This is a genomic window from Adlercreutzia muris, from assembly GCF_008831045.1.
GTDB classification, from domain to species: Bacteria; Actinomycetota; Coriobacteriia; order Coriobacteriales; family Eggerthellaceae; genus Adlercreutzia; species Adlercreutzia muris.
Genome location: NZ_WAJS01000023.1, coordinates 1 through 18,583, shown reverse-complemented (window position 1 = coordinate 18,583; position 18,583 = coordinate 1). Strand labels below are relative to the sequence as shown.

Below are 18,583 nucleotides of genomic sequence, written 5' to 3'. Positions count from 1 at the left end.
GCCCTACAGGCAGCACAGAAACGGCTGGCAGAGGGTGGGACCGCATACGGCGCAGCAGCACAACGTGGAGGGATCGCATCCGGCCGAGAAGCCTCGCCGCTCGCTCTCCTGCTGGTAGGCCCGGGCCCGTGCGCCGATGACAGCCTCGGCTTGGCGGTAGTCGGCGTTGGTGGGCTCGGCCTTGCGGGCGGCGCGAATCTGGTCCACGGCGGCCACAGCGTTGCCGGCCCCGTAGTTCGCCAAAGCCGCCAGGTAGTACCACCGCCCGGTGCGCTCGGTCAGGGGCAGAGCCGCCAGCACGGAGAGGGCGGCCTTGTAGTTGGCCGCATCGATGAACAGCACCGCCTGGCGCAGCTCGGCCGAATCGGTGGCCGACACCTCGGGCCGTGGGATGGAGCTCGCCCGCGCCCAGCTGTTGAAGATATCGTCCCAATCCACTTCCACCCACTGGTACTGGTAGCCGCCCGGCCCCGTGCCCGCACCGCCCGCGCCGCCGGCGAAGGGGTTGCCGCCCGCGCCTCCCGGGCCGCCCCAGCCATAGCCGGGGTTGTAGGGCGCGCTATAGCGGCGCCGGGCGTCTTCCCGCGCATACTTCTCAGGGTTCGTGATGCGGTCGTAGGCCTCGTTGATCTTCTTCAGGCGCTCCTCTGCCTGCGGATCATCGGGGTTCAGGTCGGGATGGTTCTCGCGGGCCTTCTTGCGGTAGGCCTTCTTTATCTCGTCGGCCGAGGCGTCGCGCGCAACCCCCAGCACCTTGTACGGGTCGTCTACCATGGTCGTGCGCTCCTAGGAGGACCGGTGGGCCGCACCCGGATCGATGCTCATCGACTCGAAGCGGTGCTCCATCCATTGGTTGTCGAAATGCTCGGCGCAGAACTGCTCGAGCGCGTTATCGGGCGCCGCACCCGCCAGGCGGGAATACCAGCAGTCGAGCGCCACCAGGGTCATCACCCCGTTGAAGATCATGAGCGCGGCGCACACCGCCGTGATGGAGTAGCGCCAGCGCCAGGGAATGAGATTCACCGTATGCAGCAGGGCCGGCAGGGCCAACTTCACCCACACCACCCCGAGCGCGCCCCACATGCACATGAACATGAAGTTGGTGCGCCCGTTGATATTGAGGAAGGTGCCGGTGTAATCCCAGGCCACCGCGCCGAAGGCATATTCCATGAACCAGCTGACGAAGTACTCGAAGGCCCCTCCGATAAGGGCGCTCACCAGAAACACTACGGGAACGGGAGCGTTGTGGAACCGATTGAGCGCAAGCGTCATAAGCAGCGCCCCGAAGCCGTAGATGGGCGAGAAGGGGCCCCACAGAAGCCCGGCGCGATCCTCGTAGTGGCCGAAGTCTACCACGAGCACGTGGTAGATGGACTCGATCACCACCCCGGCCACGCTGGCGATGACGAAGATCCAGAACAAGTTGAAGAAGTCCAGCTCGATGAAGCCGGCCCCTGACTTATCCAGGCCGAGGGTGCCCTCCTCCATTTCCTCCCGCGTTTCCATGAGGCGCAGCCGGCGCTGCAGCTCGCGCTCGTCGGACAGCGACGGATCCACGAACACATGGGCCGCCACCAAGATGAGCGCCATGACCCCGATAAACCACAGGCTCTCGTTCACGCCGTACAGCATAAGGTCGCAAGCGAACGCCACGACTAGGGCGATGGCCATGGCCTCGGCGATGAGCCGCGCCCGGCGCCGGCGCCCGCGCAGCAGACGCACTCCCAGCACCACAGCTGCCACTACGGTGAAGGCCAAGGCGATCACCAAAGCGGCCCACAGCACCATGGTTAGCACCGAGTACTCCCGGCCCGAGCCATCCACGAAGGCCTTGCCCGTGGCGAAGAGCACCACGAGCGTCGAGGGGGCCGACACCAGGCCGCCCACGATCAGCAGCACGCCGAACACCTTCAGGCCCAAAGGCGTGTGCGCCCGACCGCTCCCAATGCCGGGGTCGGGCTGCAAGGGGGTTTGTTGAAGAAGCGTGGAATCCATGGCGCTATGGTATCATGACCCCCGAATTCAGGCCCTAAGCCCACAACATGCCCGCAAGATGCCACCGATTTGACACTCGGCCGATCCGATGGACAGACAGCTCGGGACCGCCCTCCACCCCGAAAGAAGGGAGCCCGCCGGTGACCACAGAGCCGAAGGATACCGCCGTCTGGTATCTCCGCATGTTCTCCTACCTGCTCATCCTCTGCGGTCTGTTCGGCCTCGTCACCGGCGCCGTCGTGCTCTACCAGGCCGTCGCCGATGGGAGCGTCGACGGGATCGTCCTTTCCCTCGGTTCCGTGGCGCTGGGACTCTCCCTCATGGCGGCCAACGCCATCACGCTCGCCGCCGGCCTGCTCGGTCGTGCGACCTCCCGCAACCCACGCCGTACGCCCTCGCTCTTCACCGTGGCCCTGGCCGGCATTGCGGCCACGCTCCTGGGGCTCGGCCTCTGCTCGGCCACCGGAGCCGGCATGCCCACCTCGCTGCTCTTCAACGGCCTCATCATGATTATCGGCGCCGTTATCGCCCATAATCTGCGCAACGGCGCGGAATAAGCGGCAAGACCTAGCCTTTCGCCCCCTCCGTCGGGTACAATGCGTCAATAAGGCCGCGAGGGGTTGCGGCCCGTCATCCAGGAGGATTCATGACTGACCACGATTCGCAGAAGGCCGCACGCGAAGCTGCCGCCGCTTTCATCCAGAGCGCTGCGGAGGCCGCGCCCGAGGGTGCCGGCGCCGCGGCCGCAACCGATACCGTATCGGCCCCCGAGGCCACCTCAGCTGACATGAGCCGCGATGCCGCGGCAGTCCCGGGCGACGACCGCCCCGGGAACGCCCCCGCAGCTTCCACCGTTGCCGCAGCGGCCGCCGATGGTGGCGTCGCGGCCGCGGCCCCCAGCCAGAGCGCTCCCAGCGCCGGCGAGGCTTCCGCGGCCACGGCGAGCGGCCCTGCTCCCGCGGCCCCGATCGCGCCCGAACCGCCCCTGCCCCTGACATCCCCCGCCGTGGCCTACGGCACCGTGGATGCGGCGAAGGCCCAGGGGGGCAAACGAGGCGGTGGTGCCCTGGCCGTGGTCATCACCTTGGCCATCATCGCCCTCGTTGCCACCGGCGCCGTGGCCTACCTCTTCACTTCCGGCTTCTTCGCCCAGGAAGCGCCGACGCAGACCCAGCGCGTCGCCCTGGCCGACAACCGCGTCGAGGCGGCCTTCAACGAGCTGGCCCTGGAGATGCCGGACATCTCCCGCTTCGCCTACGTCTCCCAAGATTCCCTCATCGGCCCGAAGTTCAGCGACATCGCCATCGGCGAGCCGGTCAACCTCGGCGTGAGCGGCCAGACCGTCGTGCAGTGTACCGCCACCGCCACGGCCACCTACAAGAACAAGGGCGTGGAGATCACCATGCCCGTCACCCTGCCCTTCGAGTACTCCGAGACGAGCGAGACCTGGATCCCCGGGGAAGCCACCTGCGGCGAGCAGACGGCCACGCCCCTCACCCCCGCCGCAGCCGGCGACATCATGGACAACCTGAACGCCATCCTGGCCGCCCACGACGCCACCTACAGCGAGGCCATGGCCGGCGCCTCCGTGGTGAAGACCTCCACCGATCTCACCACCGACGGCGGCCCGCTCACCGTAACCCTCTCGAAGCAGGCGCAAACCCAGGTTGACGGGAAGACGGTCAACGAGCAGCGCACATCCGTGGTCACGCTGAACGTGTCCTGGTCCAACAACGAAGGCTGGCACGTGAGCGTCCACAATGCGGGCCAGATCGACTATGACACGGAGCAGCCCGCCGACAGCGAGAACAAGGACGACGAGGATAAGGACAAGGACGATCCCACGGCCGGCAACAGTCCTGCCTCAGTGGACGCGCGGGCCAATACCGCCCCCGACAAGCTCGGCGAGGTGTACTACGGCGACAGCGTGTCGCTGTCCGGCACCCTGCGAGCCCTTGGCTCCTCGAGCGCTCTGGCCCAGGGCAACGGCCACAGCAACGGCAGCCTCAGCGCCGATGCCGACGGCCGCGTACAGCTCGTCCTGGAGCTCGCCCGTCCTCTCGAGCTGAGCATCAACGGCACCGCCTACCGCCTCTCCTATGTGGCCGTGGCCGTGGCCGGTCTCGACGACAACGGCCAGGGCCTCGTCGGACGCAGCGCCGATGTGCAGGGCCCCCTCGAGGAGTCCTTCGCCACGAGCTGGTCCCCCATCGGCATCAAGGCCCTGGAGATCCACGTCGAATAGCGAATAGATCGGCGCTTAAAGCGGGAGCCCCTCCCGCCAAACTCCACCTATTCCGGCACCGAACGAGAACGGACCCGCTCAATGGCGGGTCCGTTCTCGTTCATCCCCGAGGGAAGGGCGCGCCCTTCCCTACTGAAGGGGCGTGCCGGGATTCTGGGGGTAACCGGGGGTGGGCTGCACCGGGGCCGCCGGCATGGCGAGAGCGGTCCACTCCGGCGCGTAGCGGGCCACCCAATGGCCGAGACCGCGCAGCGTGAGGGTCGAGGCCAGCGCCTCCGCAAAGCAGGCGAGCACGCACACGATGAGCGCTGCGAACAGGGTCGGTCCCGCAATAACGCCAAGCAGACCCACTACCTCGCCAAAGGAGGGATCGGACGCCGCCGAAGCGGAAACGGCCATCGGCATCGCAGCGCCCATGGCCAGCAGCATAGCGAAGAGCAAGACCACCATCGACACCACCGCCGCGATGAAGCCGACCGCTACACCGGGCACGAGGGTCACCAACAGCAGCTGGCCCCAGTTGCGCTGAGCCACCGCCCACAGGTCCTTCACGGCGAACCCGTCGCCGATGGTGTAGCCCATGATCATGCGCATCTGCATGAGGCTCGCCGCCACTGCACCGGCCAGGCTCAGCGCCAACGAGACAAGGACACCGAGCAGCGGGATAAAGACCAGGATCATTCCCGCCACGCTGACGACAATACCCACCACCAGACTGATAACGAAGGCATAGAAGCCGTATTCGAAGTTCTTGCCCGTCACATACTTCGGTGGCATGGGCGTACGGCCGCCGAAAGGCACCTCACGCGCCCAGTGCAGCAGATAGCCCGCAACCACGAAGTTCAGGATAGGCACGCACATGATAAGGCCGAGCACCACCAGTTTGCCGACGTAGCCCGGCGTCGCCTTGATGTCGGCCCAGGCGGCGCCGAGGCAGCCCTGGGCGTACACCGGCTGCGTCGGCTGCGGCTGAGGAGCCGTGTAGTTCATTTGATCCATGACGATCCTTTCTCTTCTGCGGGCAGCGCCCGCCTCACCAGGGCGGCGGTCAGCTCGTTTCGCGCGAGAATGCGTCCGTCCGCGTCGTCGCGCCAAATGGCTGGCATCGTCGCGCCCCCATTGTGACAGCCCGAACTTACTGACGCCCAATCAGTAGCGGAATCGTCATCTTTTTATCAGAGAGCGGGGATCGCGGGCGAGCTGAAGCCCGCGGCCCTACGGAGCCTGCCGAGTTCCGTGTCCATGCCGGATGCCAAGCACTTGCAGGGGCGGGTTTCAGCCCGCCCGCTCAACCGCCCGTCGGCCGTCCGCTCGGCCTCCCCTTACGACAGCTCGCGCCTCTCCATAACCGTATAGGCGGGGCGAATGTTGCGCTTCACGATGCGGTAGCACAGAAGCGCGGTTAAGGGCATCCCCAGGCACAGCACGGCACCCACCTTGAAGGAGGCCATGGTGCCGAACAGGTCGATAATGGCCCCGGCCGTAGTGGGCCCGAAGGCCGCGCCGCAGGTGTAGCCGGCATTCAGCCAGGTGATGGCCTCGGTCAGACGGGCGTCGGGCACGGCTCGCTCGCACACGCCGTTGGCCACGATCAGCAGCGGCGAATAGGTGGCCGCCCCGATCAGCGCCACCACCATAAGCGAGGGTGCCGAATTGATGAAGAACATGGTGCCGAAAGACAGCCCCAAAGCGCAGGCGGCCACCACCAGCTGCTTGGCCAGGGGCGCCCGCAAGCGCACCATCCCGAACAAGAACCCCACAACCATGGACACCGCACCAGAGGCCATGAGCACGGCCCCGGCAAAATCGGGGCTGTGCAAATCTTCAGCCAGCGACACCGTCGCCGTGTCGAACAGACCCAAGAAGGCCCCGGCGAAGGCATAGATGATAAACAGCACCCGCACCGCCGGCGACGTGCGCATGAGGCTCTTCTTGGGCACCGAGCGACCCGCCCCCGCGCCCACCGCCGCCGGCTCGCCCTCCACCTCGGCGGCAGCAGCCTCCGCGCCCTCGGCCAGGTTGTCCGACCAGCCGGGCACCGGCTCGGTGGACTTCGACGCGCACAAGAGTGCTACGCCCACGGCAAAGGCGGTCCCACCTGCAATCATGCCCGCCGTCGGCACGATGGCCGCCGCCAGTGCGATGGAAATAGACGGGCTGAAGATGAACGCCATGTCGTCCAGCACGCTCTCGTAGGAGAACATGGTGCGCAGATCGGGAGCCGCCTCGCCCAGCTTCCCCGACCGAATCAGATAGGTCCACCGCGCACGGGCCATGGCCTGGGGGCTCGGGTAGAATCCCACGAGCAGCGCACCCACGAACAGCGGCCACACCGGTCCGTGCACTGCCGTGTTCCCCACCAGAATGACCAGGCCGAGCAGCGACACAGCGGCCGCCTTGGGCACCACGGCCGACTGCCCGCGCTCGTCGATGCGCTTGGACACCCGCGGCGTTACCACGAAGATGGACAGCGCGATCAGCGACGAGGCCAGCCCTGCCGTGAAAAACGAGTACCCCGACAAGGTGAGCATGGTCACCACGCCGATGTTCAGCATGGCGCCGAAGAAGCGCATGAGCAGGCAGGCGATGTCGAAGGCGTAGGCCGATCGCACCTGCAGCACCTTCTTGTACACACCGGGACTCACCGCCGCCATGACCTTCACCTCGCTTTCGTCCGTGCAATCCTCGACAAGAGACGCCCGGCCAACCAGCCGAGCGCACGTTATCAGGGTACCACGCCGCCCGCACCTCGCGGAAGGGAGAACCCGCCAAGAAGCCGGCCGCCCCGTTGGACGCCCCCACAAGAGGACGATCCTAGCCGCCAACTTGTAGTACCATAGGCGGCGAACTTTTCACCGAGCAAGCCTATTTCAAGGAGCATCACCTATGTACGATGGACTGACGAGCCCCGGCCGCAACGACGAATGCTGGTGCGGCAGCGGCAAGAAGTACAAGAAGTGCCACCTCGATTTCGACGAGCGCCTGGAAGGGCTCTTCGAGGCCGGCGAGGACGTGCCGAGCCGCGATCTGCTGAAGACCGCCGCCGACATCGAGGGCGTGAAGCGCTCGGCTGCCGTGAACGTGGGCGTACTCGATTACGTGGCCGAGCGCATCGGGCCCGGCGTGACCACCGAGCAGATCGATACGTGGGTGCACGACTACACCGTCGAGCACGGCGCCATCCCCGCGCCACTCAACTACGAGGGCTTCCCGAAAAGCGTGTGCACCTCCGCCAACGAGGTGGTGTGCCACGGCATTCCGAGCGCCGACGAGGTGCTCACCGAGGGCGACATCGTGAACGTGGACTGCTCCACCATCCTGGACGGCTACTTCTCCGATTCCTCCCGCATGTTCTGCATCGGCAAGGTATCGCCCGAAGCCGCCGACCTGGTGCGCGTGACCAAGGAAGCCGTGGAGGAAGGATTGAAAGCCGTGAAGCCCTGGGGGCATTTGGGCGATGTGGGCGCCGCGGTGAACGAGTACGCGAAGGCCCACGGCTACACGGTGGTGCGCGAGTTCGGCGGCCACGGCATCGGCCTGGAATTCCACGAGGATCCCTTCGTCAGCTTCGTCACGGAGCCGGGAGAAGGCCCCATCATGGTGCCGGGCATGATGTTCACCATCGAGCCCATGATCAACGCCGGCGCCCAGGAGATCGACATGACCGACCCCAACGGCTGGACCGTGCGCACAGCCGATAGGTCGCTTACGGCCCAGTGGGAAGTGCAGATCGTCGTCACCGAGGACGGCTACGAGCTCTTGAGCTGGTAAGGGCCACCGTCGAGCGCGACAGAGGGACGCGATTCCGGGGACGTCTGAGCGCCCCCTGGAGAACGCGATTGCCAGGCAATAGCTTCCACTTCAGCATCAGCGATTACGGGATGGTACCGAGATGCGTGCGTCGTCTTCGCTATTGCCATGATCGCGTTCGGAAGGGGATGAGCGCGAAGTCGGCCACGGAATCGCGTCCCTCTGTCGCGCTCGGCACCGAGTCGCTAGCCTGACCTGGGGTTGGCAACCGCAGGGCGCTTGAAAATGATGCCGCAAGTTGGTGGATTCGGCTCGCCGGCTACCGTAGAGTGGAATGCGTCGATACCGCCTGACCGATCGCATATTCACCCCGAGAGGACCCGCTATGAGTTTCCGAGACAACCTGCAGTATCTGCGCGCCACCCACGCCATGACCCAAGAGCAGCTGGCCATGATGGTAGGCGTGAGCCGCCAATCCGTCACCAAATGGGAGGCCGAGCGCGCCTACCCCGAGATGGACAAGCTGTTGAAGCTGTGCCAGATATTCGACTGCACCTTGGACGAGCTGGTGACGGGCGACCTGACTGCCACCTCCCCCACCCCGCGGGCCCAGGCCGCCGCTGCCGCCATGCGTGAGAACGCCGGCGGCCCACCCCTGGACGTATGCGGCTACGACGAGCATATGCGCGCTTTCGCCACGAAGATCGCCGCCGGAGTCTTCTCCATTCTCCTGGGCGTGTCGCTGCTTATCTTCGTGGGCACCGCCGCCGAGCGCTTCAATCCGAACCTGGAGGCCCTTACGCTCATTCCGCTATTCGTCGGCATCGGCGTCGGCACCGCCCTCATTCTCACGGCCTCGTTCCAGCATGCAGAGTTTCAGCGCAGCCACCCCTACGTCCAGGACTTCTACACCGCCGACGACCGCCGCGCCACCCAGCGCTCCTTTGTGATCAACCTCGTCGCCGGCATCTTCCTCATCTTCGTCGGCATCGTGGGAGCGAGCCTCACCGATGGGAGCGGGAACTTCGTCGAGGGTATCGCGAGCGGCTTCATGATGGCCCTCATAGCGATAGCGGTGTGGCTCATCGTGCGCGCCTCCATCCTGCTGTCCCGCGTGTACGTCGCCAACTACAACGAGGCCCGCGAGCAAGCCATGGCCGAAAGCGACACATGGAAGTACCTCCGCGAATCGGACGCAGCCCAGCTGCGCGGCTTGTACACCGACGAGCAGATCTGCGAGCTGTTGGGCATACCGAACGCCTCGGATGCGGAAATTGCCCGCGCCCGGGCGCGCCTGGAACGACGCCATCGCAAGAGCCAGCTCACGAGCGGCCTGTGCGGCATCATCATGATCATTGCCACCATAGTGGGCATGGCGCTGCTGCTCGTGCCCCAGTGGCACACGGCCTACTTCTGGATGGCCTGGTTCGTCGGCGGCCTTTTGTGCGGCGTGGCCAGCATCTTCGTATCCACCTTCGTGAAGGACGATCCGACAGCGTAAGGCCGGACAACCACCGCGCCCGTCTTCGTCAGAGCGTTTTGCGAAACGGTGGCGGAAATCCTACGGTCGCCATACGATTAGCGCGCCGCTCCGTTTTCGGGGCGGCGCGCTCCTTATGCTGACAGGTGTTCTATCGTCCCCATCCCTGAGAGGAGCTTTCCATGGCTGAGAACACCCATCCTACGCCTGGCACCTCTGCCGGCTACGCCGCCGAGGGCCGCGAGCTCGAGCGTGACTCCCTTGCCCCCACCTACCCCATCGAAGGATCCGATAGCGCCGTCACGGCCGACGAGGTCGTCACCGAGACGATTGCAGTGGCCGATGAGGGCCCCGGCACCATCGACGGTGTTGAGATGGCCGCGGCGGGCGATAGCAGTGAGATGCTCGGCGAGGTCTTGCAGTCCCAGGAGCTGAACCCCGACGAGCCCGCCGTTACCAACGAGCCCGTGTCCCTGGAGGGGGCAGCCCCCGCAGCGCCCGCCACCCCCGTGTTCGATGCTGACGCAGGCCATACCGTGGAAGGCCGGGCCATGGAACGCGAGAACCTCGCCCAGTCCTATCCCGACCAGCCCGCCGCTATTCCCGGTGCAACCGGAGCCGTCGCTAGCCACCAGGCAGCCTACCAGGCGGCCTACGGCGCCCCCCATGCGCCCCAGCAACCGGCCCCCGCACCGCGCCAACCGGAACCGGGCCATGCCGGTACCTACGACCCCCACGCTGCCGTCCAAGCCGCAGCCCTCAAAAAGCAGGCCACAAGCCTCGATCCCGAGCGCGCATTCCTTATCGGCGGCATCGTCGTCGGCTGCATCGTCATCGTGTTCGGCCTCTGCATGCTCGCCTTCTACACGCCTGCCGAGGTAAGCGAGCTCTTCGATGGCTACCGCATGAACGGCGGCCAGGCCTTCTCCGGCACGGGCGCCACGGCCCAACAGATCCTGAAGGCCGGCTTCTCCATGCTGCTCATTGCCATCGGCGCCACCGACGTCTGCGCCTTCGGCGCCAAGCTCGCCCGCAGCCGCAAGCACGACCGTCGCACTCAGCAGTAGGCACCGTCCCCATCCTCTCAATGCTCAGCGCCCTCCCGCCATCAGGCCGGAGGGCGCTGGGATTGTCCCGCGATTCGCTTCTCCCCGACTCCGTGCGGGAGCAGGAACCATTCTATTAGTTAATCGCAGAGACCCCTGCAGTTTACCTCGGTTGAAAAGTAACAGAGAAAGCTTTCGTTTTGCATTTTTTGTGGGGGTTGCTATAATAGTCGGCGACTTACGAGGAAGCTCACCAGCTTCGCATAGATGAGGGTTCTGTTTTTGGAGGGGACAGGACCCTTTGTCTTTTTCTGGAGTGCCTGACACCCTCCGGCTTTTCGCGCCGGGGCCACCCCGGTCGCACCGAGGGCTCAATGACAAGGGAAGCCCCACGATCTTCGCCACACAGCGCTCCTCTTTCACAAAAGCTACCGGCAATCATAGCTTCTGGCCACCAGAAGCCTTGAGGAGCTCGCACTCAGATTCCCCCGAGGCTCCCTGTGTGGGCGGCATATTTTCAACTTCTTGAAAACATGCCACTATTCACCTACATATTGTGGTATCATTCCCATTCGCTAACTAGATATGGTGAACTTGGGAACGTCCGCATAGTCGGAGCCCCACGAGATGCAAGGAGCAACTGCCATGGAGAACAAGATGATCGACGGCGTGAAGGTGTCCGTGAACTACGCCCAGGCCGACGACGCCCCCGTGTCCGACGCGGAGATTCAGGCCTATATCAAGCGCGCCCACGAGAAGTACCCCCACGGCCAGCTGGAGTCCCTCACCCTGGATGTGGACGGCGAGGATGTGGGCATCCACTACGGGCTCGCCCCGGTGAAGTTTGACCGCATCCGCCGCATCACCGGCTATCTGGTGGGCACGCTGGATCGCTTCAACGATGCCAAGCGCGCCGAGGAGCACGACCGCGTGAAGCACGAAGTTCCCTCCTGCTGCATCAAATAGCATCCTTGCGCGAAAAACGCGAGAGACCCGCTGCGGAATCGCCCGCAGCGGGTCTCTTTTTCCGTCCGGTGGAAAAGGCGCGACCTACAGGGGCAGGCGCCCCTCCAGAGCGCGGCCCAACGTCACCTCGTCGGCGAATTCCAAATCGCCGCCCACCGGCAAGCCGCTGGCGGGCCGGCTCACCTTCACGCCCAAAGGCTTGATAAGCCGGGCCAAATAGGCGGCGGTGGTCTCGCCCTCGATGTTGGGGTTCATGGCCAGCAGCACCTCGTCCACCTCCTCGCGGCCCAGACGGGCCATGAGATCGGCGATGCGCAGCTGGTCGGGACCGACGCCCTCCATGGGGGCCAGGACCCCGCCGAGCACATGGTAGACCCCGCTGAACACGGCGGTGCGCTCGATGGGCGGAATATCGCGCGGCTCGCTCACTACGCAGATGACCGAGCCGTCGCGCTTCGCACTCGCGCAGATCTCGCACAGGTCGCCCTCGGCGTAGTTGAAGCAACGTGTGCAGAAATGCACGCCGGCCTTCACCTCGCGGATGGCATCGGCCAGGCGCAGGGCCTCGGACGCATCGGTGTTCAGGATCCAGTAGGCCATGCGCTGGGCCGACTTCGGGCCCACGCCGGGAAGCCGTTCCAGCTCGTCGAGGAGCTTCTGTATGGAAGGTGCCGCCTGCACGAATATCGCCTCGGATCGCGCCGATTACATCAGGCCGGGAATCTTCATGCCGCCCATGATGGCGTTCATGCGGCTATTGGCCGCCTCGGAGGCGGAGCGCAGGGCCTCGTTCACCGCGGCCACCACCATGTCCTGGAGCATCTCCACGTCCTCCGGATCCACCGCCGTCGGGTCGATGACGATGTCGGTGACCGTCATATCGCCCGTGGCCGTGGCCTTCACCATGCCGCCGCCGGCAGAGGCCTCGAAGGTCATGGCGGCGATCTCCTCCTGGGCGAGGGCGGCGTCGCGCTGCATTTTCTGGGCCTGCTTCATCATCTTCTTCATATCCATGGGGTGCACTCCTTGGTTCTCGGGAATGAGCGGAACTATTGTAGGCCATCGGGCCCTAGGACACGGGCTCGAAAGTCACGCCGTCACCGAATCCGAAGGCCAGCGAGGCGTTCAGATCGGTGTCGTCGGGCTCGGAGGAGGGGTTCGGCGAGGGGCCCGACACCGTATCGGGCTCCGGCGGCAGCTGCGTCGAGGGCACCATGGCCGGCGCAGCCTGGGGCGCCGCCGGCTGTGGCGCCGCCGCGGCATCCGGACCAGGCTGGGGCGACGAGGCCGCAGGACGAGCCGGGGCGGTCTCCCAGGGCGGCACCTCGCTCGGAGGGACGTCCCCATCGTCGTAGGGCACGTAGTCGTCGTAGGGAGGCTGATCGTCATCAAGAGCGGGCGCCGGGGCGGGGCTCGGAGCCGAGGCAGCCGGAGACGGCGCCGCTCCGGCGGTCTTGGCCGGGGCGGGGGCCGAAGCGCCGCTCGGACCGGCGGCCGGGCCGGCAATCACCGGAGCGGCCGCAGGAGCCGGCGCGGCCGTCGGGATGCTCGCCGCTGCCCGCGCCGCCGCAGCGGCCACGGGATTCGGCGTCGCGATACCGCCGGCCGCAGGCGCCGATACAGCCGCCGCAGCTGCGGTGCCGCCGGCCTTGCGCAGGGCGAAGGGCACGTCGCAGCGGGCCTCATGGCGCAGGGCCGCCCCCAGCTCCTGCTGCACGTCGGGCTTCTGCACGGCGCGGAACGCGAAATCGTTCTCTGCCGGAAACTCCACGATGAGAGACGAGCCGTCGAAGATGGCCTTGGTGTTCATGAACAGGACGCCGTAAGCGGCCTTCGACTTCTTAAGGGACGCGAGCACCCCGGCCCACAGGCGCTGGAGCGCTGCCGCATTGGCCAACGTCGCCGCCATCTCGGGGGACAGGCTGCCGCCCGCAGCCGGAGCCGAAGCCACCGCCGGGCTCGCGGCCGATGCGGGCACCGGGGCCGCCTGAGCGGGATTCGCCGCAGCACGCGCGGCCGGGGCGCTCTCGCTGGGCGCAGCCGCGGCGGCGGCAGCCGGGGCCATCGTCGGGGCGGAAGCCGGCGCAGCGGCCTGGGGAGCCGTCGCGACCCCCATCGGAACCGCCGATGCGTCCGCTATGCCCTCGGACACCGCCGGCGCAACAGGGGCGCTCGGCACTGAGACTGCCGGGGCGGCCGCACCCAACGGCGCCGCGACAGCCGAGGGCACAGCCGGGACCGTCGCCGCAGGCTCGGGGGCAGCCGACCCGACCGCGACCGGCGCCGAAGCCCCGCCGATTGCGGGAGCCGCCGTCACCACGGCCGCACCGGCCAGCTGGCGCTCGAGGGATTCCACCCGCTCCGCCAGGGCCGCCAGGGTCATATCTGCCTCGGGCCGCACCATGCGGGTCAGGGCGATCTCGAAGGACAACCGCGGGTTCGTGGAGGTCTTCAGCTCCGCCGACACATCCCCCAGCACCGCCAGCAGGCGCGCCAGGCGATCGACGCCGAACAGCGGCAGCTCCTCGGTCAGTTCCCGCCGCGTGCTCTCGCTCACTTCCAGCACCACGCTGTCGCCGGCCACGGCCATCACGTACATGTTGCGCACATGGGCCGCCAGGTCGCCCACGAACTGGGCCAGGTCGGCACCGGTTTCCATATATTCGGCCACCCACTGGAAGCAGGCCGCCGCATCCCGAGCGCCCACGGCCTTCACAATCTCGGCCAGATCCGTGTGATCCACCGACCCGAGCATGCGCTCGGCCACCTCCATGGTCACGGCCCCGTCGCCGAAGGCGATCAACTGCTCCAGGGAGGTTAGGGCGTTGCGCATGCCGCCCTCGGCCCGGTGGGCGATAAGCTCCAGGGCCTCTCCCTCGAACTCCACATCCTCGGCCGTGCAGATGGCTCCGAGGCGCGACACCATGGCCTCAGTGGAAATGCGCCGGAAATCGAAGCGCTGGCAGCGCGAGTGAATGGTCTCGGGCACCTTCTGCGGGTCGGTGGTGGCCAGGATGAACACCACATGGCTCGGCGGCTCCTCCAGCGTCTTCAGCAGTGCGTTGAAGGCCGCCTGGGAAAGCATGTGCACCTCGTCGATGATGTACACCTTCGAGCGGCCCCGGGTGGGGGCGAACTGCACGCGCCCGATGATCTCCTCGCGCACGTTCTCCACGCCGGTGCGGCTCGCGGCGTCCAGCTCGTAGACGTCGGGGTGCTCGCCGGCGGCGATCATCGCGCAGTCCTCGCAGGTGCCGTCGGGCTCAGCCGTAGGCCCGTGCTCGCACAGCAGCGCCTTGGCCAAAAGGCGGGCCGTCGTGGTCTTGCCGGTGCCGCGCGGGCCCGTGAACAGGTAGGCGTGGCTCACCTTGTCCTGGGCGATGGCATTCTTGATGGTGCGCTCGATGTGCTCCTGGCCGACCACATCCTCGAAGATCTGCGGTCGGTACTTGCGATACAGTGCCTCGGCCATGGCCTATTCCCCGCCTTTCCCCTTACGCCCGTTCATCGCCGCCTTGATGACGCCGATGAACGCCGGCGCCACCGACACGGCCACGATACCCAGCACGATTACCTCGAAGTGCTCTTGCACGAAGGGCACGCCCCCGAAGAAGTAGCCCACCAGAACGAACAGACTCACCCAGGTCACGCCGCCGATGACGTTAAAGAACGTGAACTTGGCGAAGTTCATGTGACCCGTGCCCGCAATGAAGGGGGCGAAGGTGCGGAAGAACGGCATGAAGCGCGTGATGACGATGGTCAGGCCGCCATAGCGCTCGAAGAAGTGATCGAGCTTAGCCATGCGCTCGGGAGTAAGGGCCTTCACCTTCCCCGAATCGATGATGCGGCTGCCGAACAGGCGGGCGATCCAATAGTTCGAGGTATTGCCCAAAACGGCCGCCAGATAGAACACGATGAGCGTGGCCCACAGGTTCAGGCCGCCTCCATCGGCGGAGAACACGCCAGCGGCGAACAGAAGCGAGTCACCGGGCAGAAACGGGAAGAACACCAGGCCCGTCTCCACGAACACGATAAGGAACAGCGGCGTGTACACCCATATCGGACCCAAGGCCACGATCCAGCCGGCAATGAAGCCGCGCGGGTCTTTCAGCAAGTTGACGAAGAAGTCGATAATGCCCATGAAGTCTCTAAACCTTTCATCAGGACGCCGCGAGCGGCGCGTCATGCCATGAAAAAGTGCCCCGAATAGGTATGGGCGCTCGTCAGCGGTCCCTTATGGCTGCTTCCTCCCGGACCTGACCAGGTTCGGAACTTGTCGCCGCCCATACCCATTCGAGGCACTCGAACTCGTAGGCCACCAGTATAGGCGAAACGGGCAAAACCGAGCGCGCCCGCAGCGCCGCGCAACCAAACTTCCACAGGGAACGACACGGCTCGGGCGGGGGCCTGCCCCTTCCCGGCGCGGGATCCCGGGCGTTCTCTCGTCATTTTTTGCCGTTCGCGTTAAGGAATTTGTAAGAAGTCGCCCCCGAGAAACCGTGAATTGCTACTATGGGCCTGCTGAGAAACAACGCTTAAACGCCACACCTGCGAAGGAACGTATGTCCCGATCCGACTACAGCCGCTACGACGACGAGCCGCGACGCCCCCAAGGCGGCCTCTCGCTTTCCACGGGACGGCTCGAGGGCCGGCCCCGCTCGGCAGCCGACGCGCGACGCACCCGCCATAACCCTCTGCGCGACGATTGCGCCAACCGACGGGCGCCCCAGAGGAGCTCCGCTCGCGCCGGCGCATCTTCGACCCGACAGCGGCCCGCAGGGGCACCGAACCGGAGCCGGGGCGCCTCGCGGGGCCATGGCGCGCCGACCGCCCGCGGCTCGCACCGAGACGGTGCGGCCGCATCTCCCCACGGGAGTCGTACACGCCATTCCGGCCTCGCGAAGGCCATCTTCGCCGGCGCCGCATCGCCCTTCACGCCTAAGGCCCGCACCATCGGCAGCCATGGGAGCGTCCCGGCCGGCGTCTTCGCCGGTGGCCTCGACGTGCGCCGCATCGGCGCTGCGGCCCTCGTCGTCGCCGTGGCCGTCATCTTCGTCATGGCCATCGCCCATGTTGGCCCCTTTGCCCCCGATACGCCCCGGGACGGCGCGAAGCACGTCGGGGTTCAGGGCCTCAACGCCGTGCAGGGCACCGGCGCCGCAATCAGTCAGAACGTAGCCACCCAGGTCAGCCTCGCGCGGCCCGTAGAACCCGATCTGGCAAAGCTTCCCGCCCACACCCCCACCCGCGAGGAGATCACGGCCCTCCCCGACCAGGCGACCCCCTTCGCCTTCGCCCTAAGCGGCGACGGGGAAACGGCCGCGCCGGAGCTGTCCGACCGCTCGCTCGCGAGCCTCGATCACGCGCTCGCCTACTACAGCGACAACGGCTACGAGGCCGGTTACCTGCTCATGGACCTCGGCACGGGACGCGGCATCGCCGGCAACCTGGACGCCTCCATCTACGGGGCGAGCTCCTTCAAGGGACCGTACTGCGCCTATGTCGTGAACAAGGAGTTCCCCAACGACATCAACCGCACGAGCTCGACGCGCCTGGCGCAGGTGGAGAACACCATCGTGTGGTCGGATAACTCCTCCTACGGCAAGCTGCGCCGCACCTACGGCACCGACGGCATGGAGGAGTGGCTCTCAGAGGCCGGAGTGAGCACCGACCTGGTCAACGACACGTACTTCCCCCATTACACCACCCGGCAGTCGGCCCTCATGTGGCTGAAGATCTACGACTACCTCACCACCGCCGACACTTCGGCCGCCCAGTGGCTCTCGGACACCTTCGCCAGGACCGAGGTCTCGTTCCTGCGCAACGGCGCCTCGGGCACCACGAGCGAGGGGCACACCGGCTACCTGCCTGAGGAAGGTTCCGGCACCGAGGAGGGCGTGGATGAGGATGCCGGGGAATCGGAAGCGGAAACCGACGCCGAGGGCGATGGTGCGGCAGAGACCGATGCCGAGGAGAGCGCGGCGGATCTCAGCGAGGCACTCATCTCCGCCACCGGCGCAAGCGGCACTGCGGGCGACCTCGCCGTGGCGGTAGCGGAAGAGCCCGACCTCGAGACAGGCGAGGCCAGCTCGCCGGACGAGGAAGGCGTGGCCTCCATCGGCAGCAACATCACCGTGCGCAACAAGGCCGGCTGGATCAACGGCGAGGAAGACGACGCGGTCTGCGACTCGGGTATTATCACCATCAACAACCGCGACTACCTCATGGTCGTCATGACGAACGCGCCGGACTCCGCCGAGGGCGAGCAGGCCTTCGCCCGCCTCGCCCGCACCCTCTTCGAGATTCGCGGCGATCTGGTGTGACGGAAGACGGCGAGCCCTCCCCCTCGTGGCCGGCGTCATCGGGAAACACGGAGCGCCCGAGGAGCGCATGAGCGCCAACTACCGCCGCTACGGCAGCTTTTCCGCCTACCTTCGCAATGGCCTGCGCCTCACCGACAAGGCCGGCGCCCGCCTGAAGGTGCTGGCGGGAAAGTAGGCGTCGTCGACCAGTGCGGGAGGCTCGTCGGGTAAAGGCTCGTGGAGCGGGCAACGAGAAAGGCAGCAGTCACGGCGGGTACGGAAACCGCCAGTGCCCAAGGGCCGAGCAGCTCGAGAACGAACATGCCGGCCGTAAGCGGGCAGTTGGTGCAGCCGGCAAAGAACGCGGCCATAACGGCCACAGCGAGCACGCCCCGCGCAACCTCCGTCGCACCGAGAGCCGCCGCCCCATCGGCCAAGGCGACTCCCAAACAAGCCCCTATGGCGAGAACCGGCATGATCTCGCCGCCCTTGAAGCCGCCGGCCAACGTGAGCAAAGTAAGGGCGGCCTTCATGGCGAAGGCCCACCACGGCAGATCGCCCCCGGAAAGGGCCACGGATATCTGGGCCGCTCCCGTGCCGCAGAAGGCACGCAAGCCCTCGTAATGAAACAGCTCCGCATAGCCCAAAACGAGCGCCGTGGCCACCCCTCCCACCGCCAAGGCGAACACCGGGGCGCCCAGTCGCGCCAGTCCCTTGCGCAAGGCTAGCAGGACCCTGCAGAACAGCAGGGCGAGCAGGCCGGCGGCGAGCCCTGCTGTTCTGCAGGGTCCTGCTAGCC

Annotated in this window: 17 protein-coding genes and 1 other RNA gene; 8 read left to right on the top strand and 10 right to left on the bottom strand. The window is 66.5% G+C overall.

Translation table 11 applies throughout. From position 1 onward, the window contains the following. Positions 1–3: 3 nt before the first annotated feature. Positions 4–774, bottom strand: coding sequence for a DnaJ domain-containing protein (locus F8D48_RS07985; RefSeq protein ID WP_151431045.1), 771 nt, complete (start codon positions 772–774; stop codon positions 4–6). 12 nt (positions 775–786) lie between these two features. Then, on the bottom strand, positions 787–1,995 hold the full coding sequence (locus tag F8D48_RS07980) for a putative ABC transporter permease (RefSeq protein WP_151431043.1): 1,209 nt from the start codon (positions 1,993–1,995) through the stop codon (positions 787–789). Positions 1,996–2,135: 140 nt separating this feature from the next. Between F8D48_RS07980 and F8D48_RS07975 the strand changes: the two genes are divergently transcribed. After that, on the top strand, positions 2,136–2,552 hold the full coding sequence (locus tag F8D48_RS07975; protein ID WP_151431041.1) for a hypothetical protein: 417 nt from the start codon (positions 2,136–2,138) through the stop codon (positions 2,550–2,552). 89 nt (positions 2,553–2,641) lie between these two features. Further along, positions 2,642–4,240, top strand: a complete 1,599-nt coding sequence (locus F8D48_RS07970) for a hypothetical protein (protein WP_151431039.1) — start codon at positions 2,642–2,644, stop codon at positions 4,238–4,240. Positions 4,241–4,369: 129 nt separating this feature from the next. Here the strand turns inward: F8D48_RS07970 and F8D48_RS07965 are convergent, their stop codons facing one another. After that, positions 4,370–5,239 carry a DUF4013 domain-containing protein gene (locus F8D48_RS07965; protein WP_151431037.1) on the bottom strand — a complete coding sequence of 290 codons (870 nt, stop codon included), beginning with the start codon at positions 5,237–5,239 and terminating at the stop codon, positions 4,370–4,372. Positions 5,240–5,562: 323 nt separating this feature from the next. Continuing rightward, entirely contained in the window at positions 5,563–6,894 is a 1,332-nt protein-coding gene (locus F8D48_RS07960) for an MFS transporter (protein WP_151431035.1), read from the bottom strand. A gap of 232 nt (positions 6,895–7,126) precedes the next feature. Between F8D48_RS07960 and map the strand changes: the two genes are divergently transcribed. From map to nrdD, 4 genes are all read left to right on the top strand, one after another. Further along, positions 7,127–8,011, top strand: coding sequence for a type I methionyl aminopeptidase (map, locus tag F8D48_RS07955; RefSeq protein ID WP_151431033.1), 885 nt, complete (start codon positions 7,127–7,129; stop codon positions 8,009–8,011). Positions 8,012–8,375: 364 nt separating this feature from the next. Beyond that, positions 8,376–9,491 (top strand): helix-turn-helix transcriptional regulator, encoded by a 1,116-nt coding sequence (locus F8D48_RS07950; RefSeq protein WP_170272776.1) that lies wholly within the window; start codon positions 8,376–8,378, stop codon positions 9,489–9,491. A gap of 161 nt (positions 9,492–9,652) precedes the next feature. Next, on the top strand, positions 9,653–10,537 hold the full coding sequence (locus tag F8D48_RS07945; RefSeq protein ID WP_151431029.1) for a hypothetical protein: 885 nt from the start codon (positions 9,653–9,655) through the stop codon (positions 10,535–10,537). 624 nt (positions 10,538–11,161) lie between these two features. Continuing rightward, entirely contained in the window at positions 11,162–11,482 is a 321-nt protein-coding gene (gene nrdD / locus F8D48_RS12310; protein WP_151431026.1) for an anaerobic ribonucleoside-triphosphate reductase, read from the top strand. 84 nt (positions 11,483–11,566) lie between these two features. On the opposite strand, the gene recR is transcribed toward nrdD, so the two are convergent. From recR to ffs, 5 genes are all read right to left on the bottom strand, one after another. Beyond that, positions 11,567–12,163: a recombination mediator RecR gene (gene recR / locus F8D48_RS07935; RefSeq protein ID WP_151431024.1), complete on the bottom strand. Its 597-nt coding sequence runs from the start codon at positions 12,161–12,163 to the stop codon at positions 11,567–11,569. 24 nt (positions 12,164–12,187) lie between these two features. Next, positions 12,188–12,496, bottom strand: coding sequence for a YbaB/EbfC family nucleoid-associated protein (locus F8D48_RS07930; RefSeq protein WP_205717359.1), 309 nt, complete (start codon positions 12,494–12,496; stop codon positions 12,188–12,190). A 55-nt stretch (positions 12,497–12,551) separates the two neighbouring features. Continuing rightward, the gene (dnaX, locus tag F8D48_RS07925) at positions 12,552–14,954 is read right to left on the bottom strand and encodes a DNA polymerase III subunit gamma/tau (RefSeq protein WP_151431020.1); all 2,403 of its coding nucleotides are present in this window, start codon (positions 14,952–14,954) and stop codon (positions 12,552–12,554) included. Between the two features lie 3 nt (positions 14,955–14,957). After that, positions 14,958–15,623: a VTT domain-containing protein gene (locus F8D48_RS07920; RefSeq protein WP_151431018.1), complete on the bottom strand. Its 666-nt coding sequence runs from the start codon at positions 15,621–15,623 to the stop codon at positions 14,958–14,960. A gap of 60 nt (positions 15,624–15,683) precedes the next feature. After that, an RNA gene (ffs, locus tag F8D48_RS07915) (signal recognition particle sRNA small type) lies at positions 15,684–15,777 on the bottom strand. A 267-nt stretch (positions 15,778–16,044) separates the two neighbouring features. Here ffs and F8D48_RS11665 point away from each other — a divergent pair. Both F8D48_RS11665 and F8D48_RS11980 read left to right on the top strand, forming a co-directional pair. Continuing rightward, positions 16,045–17,805 carry an ICP22 family protein gene (locus F8D48_RS11665; RefSeq protein ID WP_170272775.1) on the top strand — a complete coding sequence of 587 codons (1,761 nt, stop codon included), beginning with the start codon at positions 16,045–16,047 and terminating at the stop codon, positions 17,803–17,805. A 67-nt stretch (positions 17,806–17,872) separates the two neighbouring features. Next, on the top strand, positions 17,873–17,980 hold the full coding sequence (locus F8D48_RS11980) for a tyrosine-protein phosphatase (RefSeq protein ID WP_240806280.1): 108 nt from the start codon (positions 17,873–17,875) through the stop codon (positions 17,978–17,980). Here F8D48_RS11980 and F8D48_RS07900 read toward each other — a convergent pair. Beyond that, the coding region (locus tag F8D48_RS07900; protein ID WP_205717358.1) for a chloride channel protein at positions 17,934–18,583 on the bottom strand (650 nt) is incomplete at its 5' end. The two genes, F8D48_RS11980 and F8D48_RS07900, sit on opposite strands and share 47 nt — an antisense overlap.

Excerpts from the sequence above, each read along its gene's own strand:
- F8D48_RS07930 (WP_205717359.1), bottom strand. The coding sequence starts at position 12,496 with ATGGATATGAAGAAGATGATGAAGCAGGCCCAGAAAATGCAGCGCGAC.
- F8D48_RS11980 (WP_240806280.1), top strand. The coding sequence starts at position 17,873 with ATGAGCGCCAACTACCGCCGCTACGGCAGCTTTTCCGCCTACCTTCGC.
- F8D48_RS07980 (WP_151431043.1), bottom strand. The coding sequence starts at position 1,995 with ATGGATTCCACGCTTCTTCAACAAACCCCCTTGCAGCCCGACCCCGGC.
- F8D48_RS07965 (WP_151431037.1), bottom strand. The coding sequence starts at position 5,239 with ATGGATCAAATGAACTACACGGCTCCTCAGCCGCAGCCGACGCAGCCG.
- F8D48_RS07985 (WP_151431045.1), bottom strand. The coding sequence starts at position 774 with ATGGTAGACGACCCGTACAAGGTGCTGGGGGTTGCGCGCGACGCCTCG.
- F8D48_RS07960 (WP_151431035.1), bottom strand. The coding sequence starts at position 6,894 with ATGGCGGCGGTGAGTCCCGGTGTGTACAAGAAGGTGCTGCAGGTGCGA.
- F8D48_RS07950 (WP_170272776.1), top strand. The coding sequence starts at position 8,376 with ATGAGTTTCCGAGACAACCTGCAGTATCTGCGCGCCACCCACGCCATG.
- F8D48_RS07945 (WP_151431029.1), top strand. The coding sequence starts at position 9,653 with ATGGCTGAGAACACCCATCCTACGCCTGGCACCTCTGCCGGCTACGCC.
- F8D48_RS07970 (WP_151431039.1), top strand. The coding sequence starts at position 2,642 with ATGACTGACCACGATTCGCAGAAGGCCGCACGCGAAGCTGCCGCCGCT.
- map (WP_151431033.1), top strand. The coding sequence starts at position 7,127 with ATGTACGATGGACTGACGAGCCCCGGCCGCAACGACGAATGCTGGTGC.
- F8D48_RS07920 (WP_151431018.1), bottom strand. The coding sequence starts at position 15,623 with ATGGGCATTATCGACTTCTTCGTCAACTTGCTGAAAGACCCGCGCGGC.
- dnaX (WP_151431020.1), bottom strand. The coding sequence starts at position 14,954 with ATGGCCGAGGCACTGTATCGCAAGTACCGACCGCAGATCTTCGAGGAT.
- nrdD (WP_151431026.1), top strand. The coding sequence starts at position 11,162 with ATGGAGAACAAGATGATCGACGGCGTGAAGGTGTCCGTGAACTACGCC.
- F8D48_RS11665 (WP_170272775.1), top strand. The coding sequence starts at position 16,045 with ATGTCCCGATCCGACTACAGCCGCTACGACGACGAGCCGCGACGCCCC.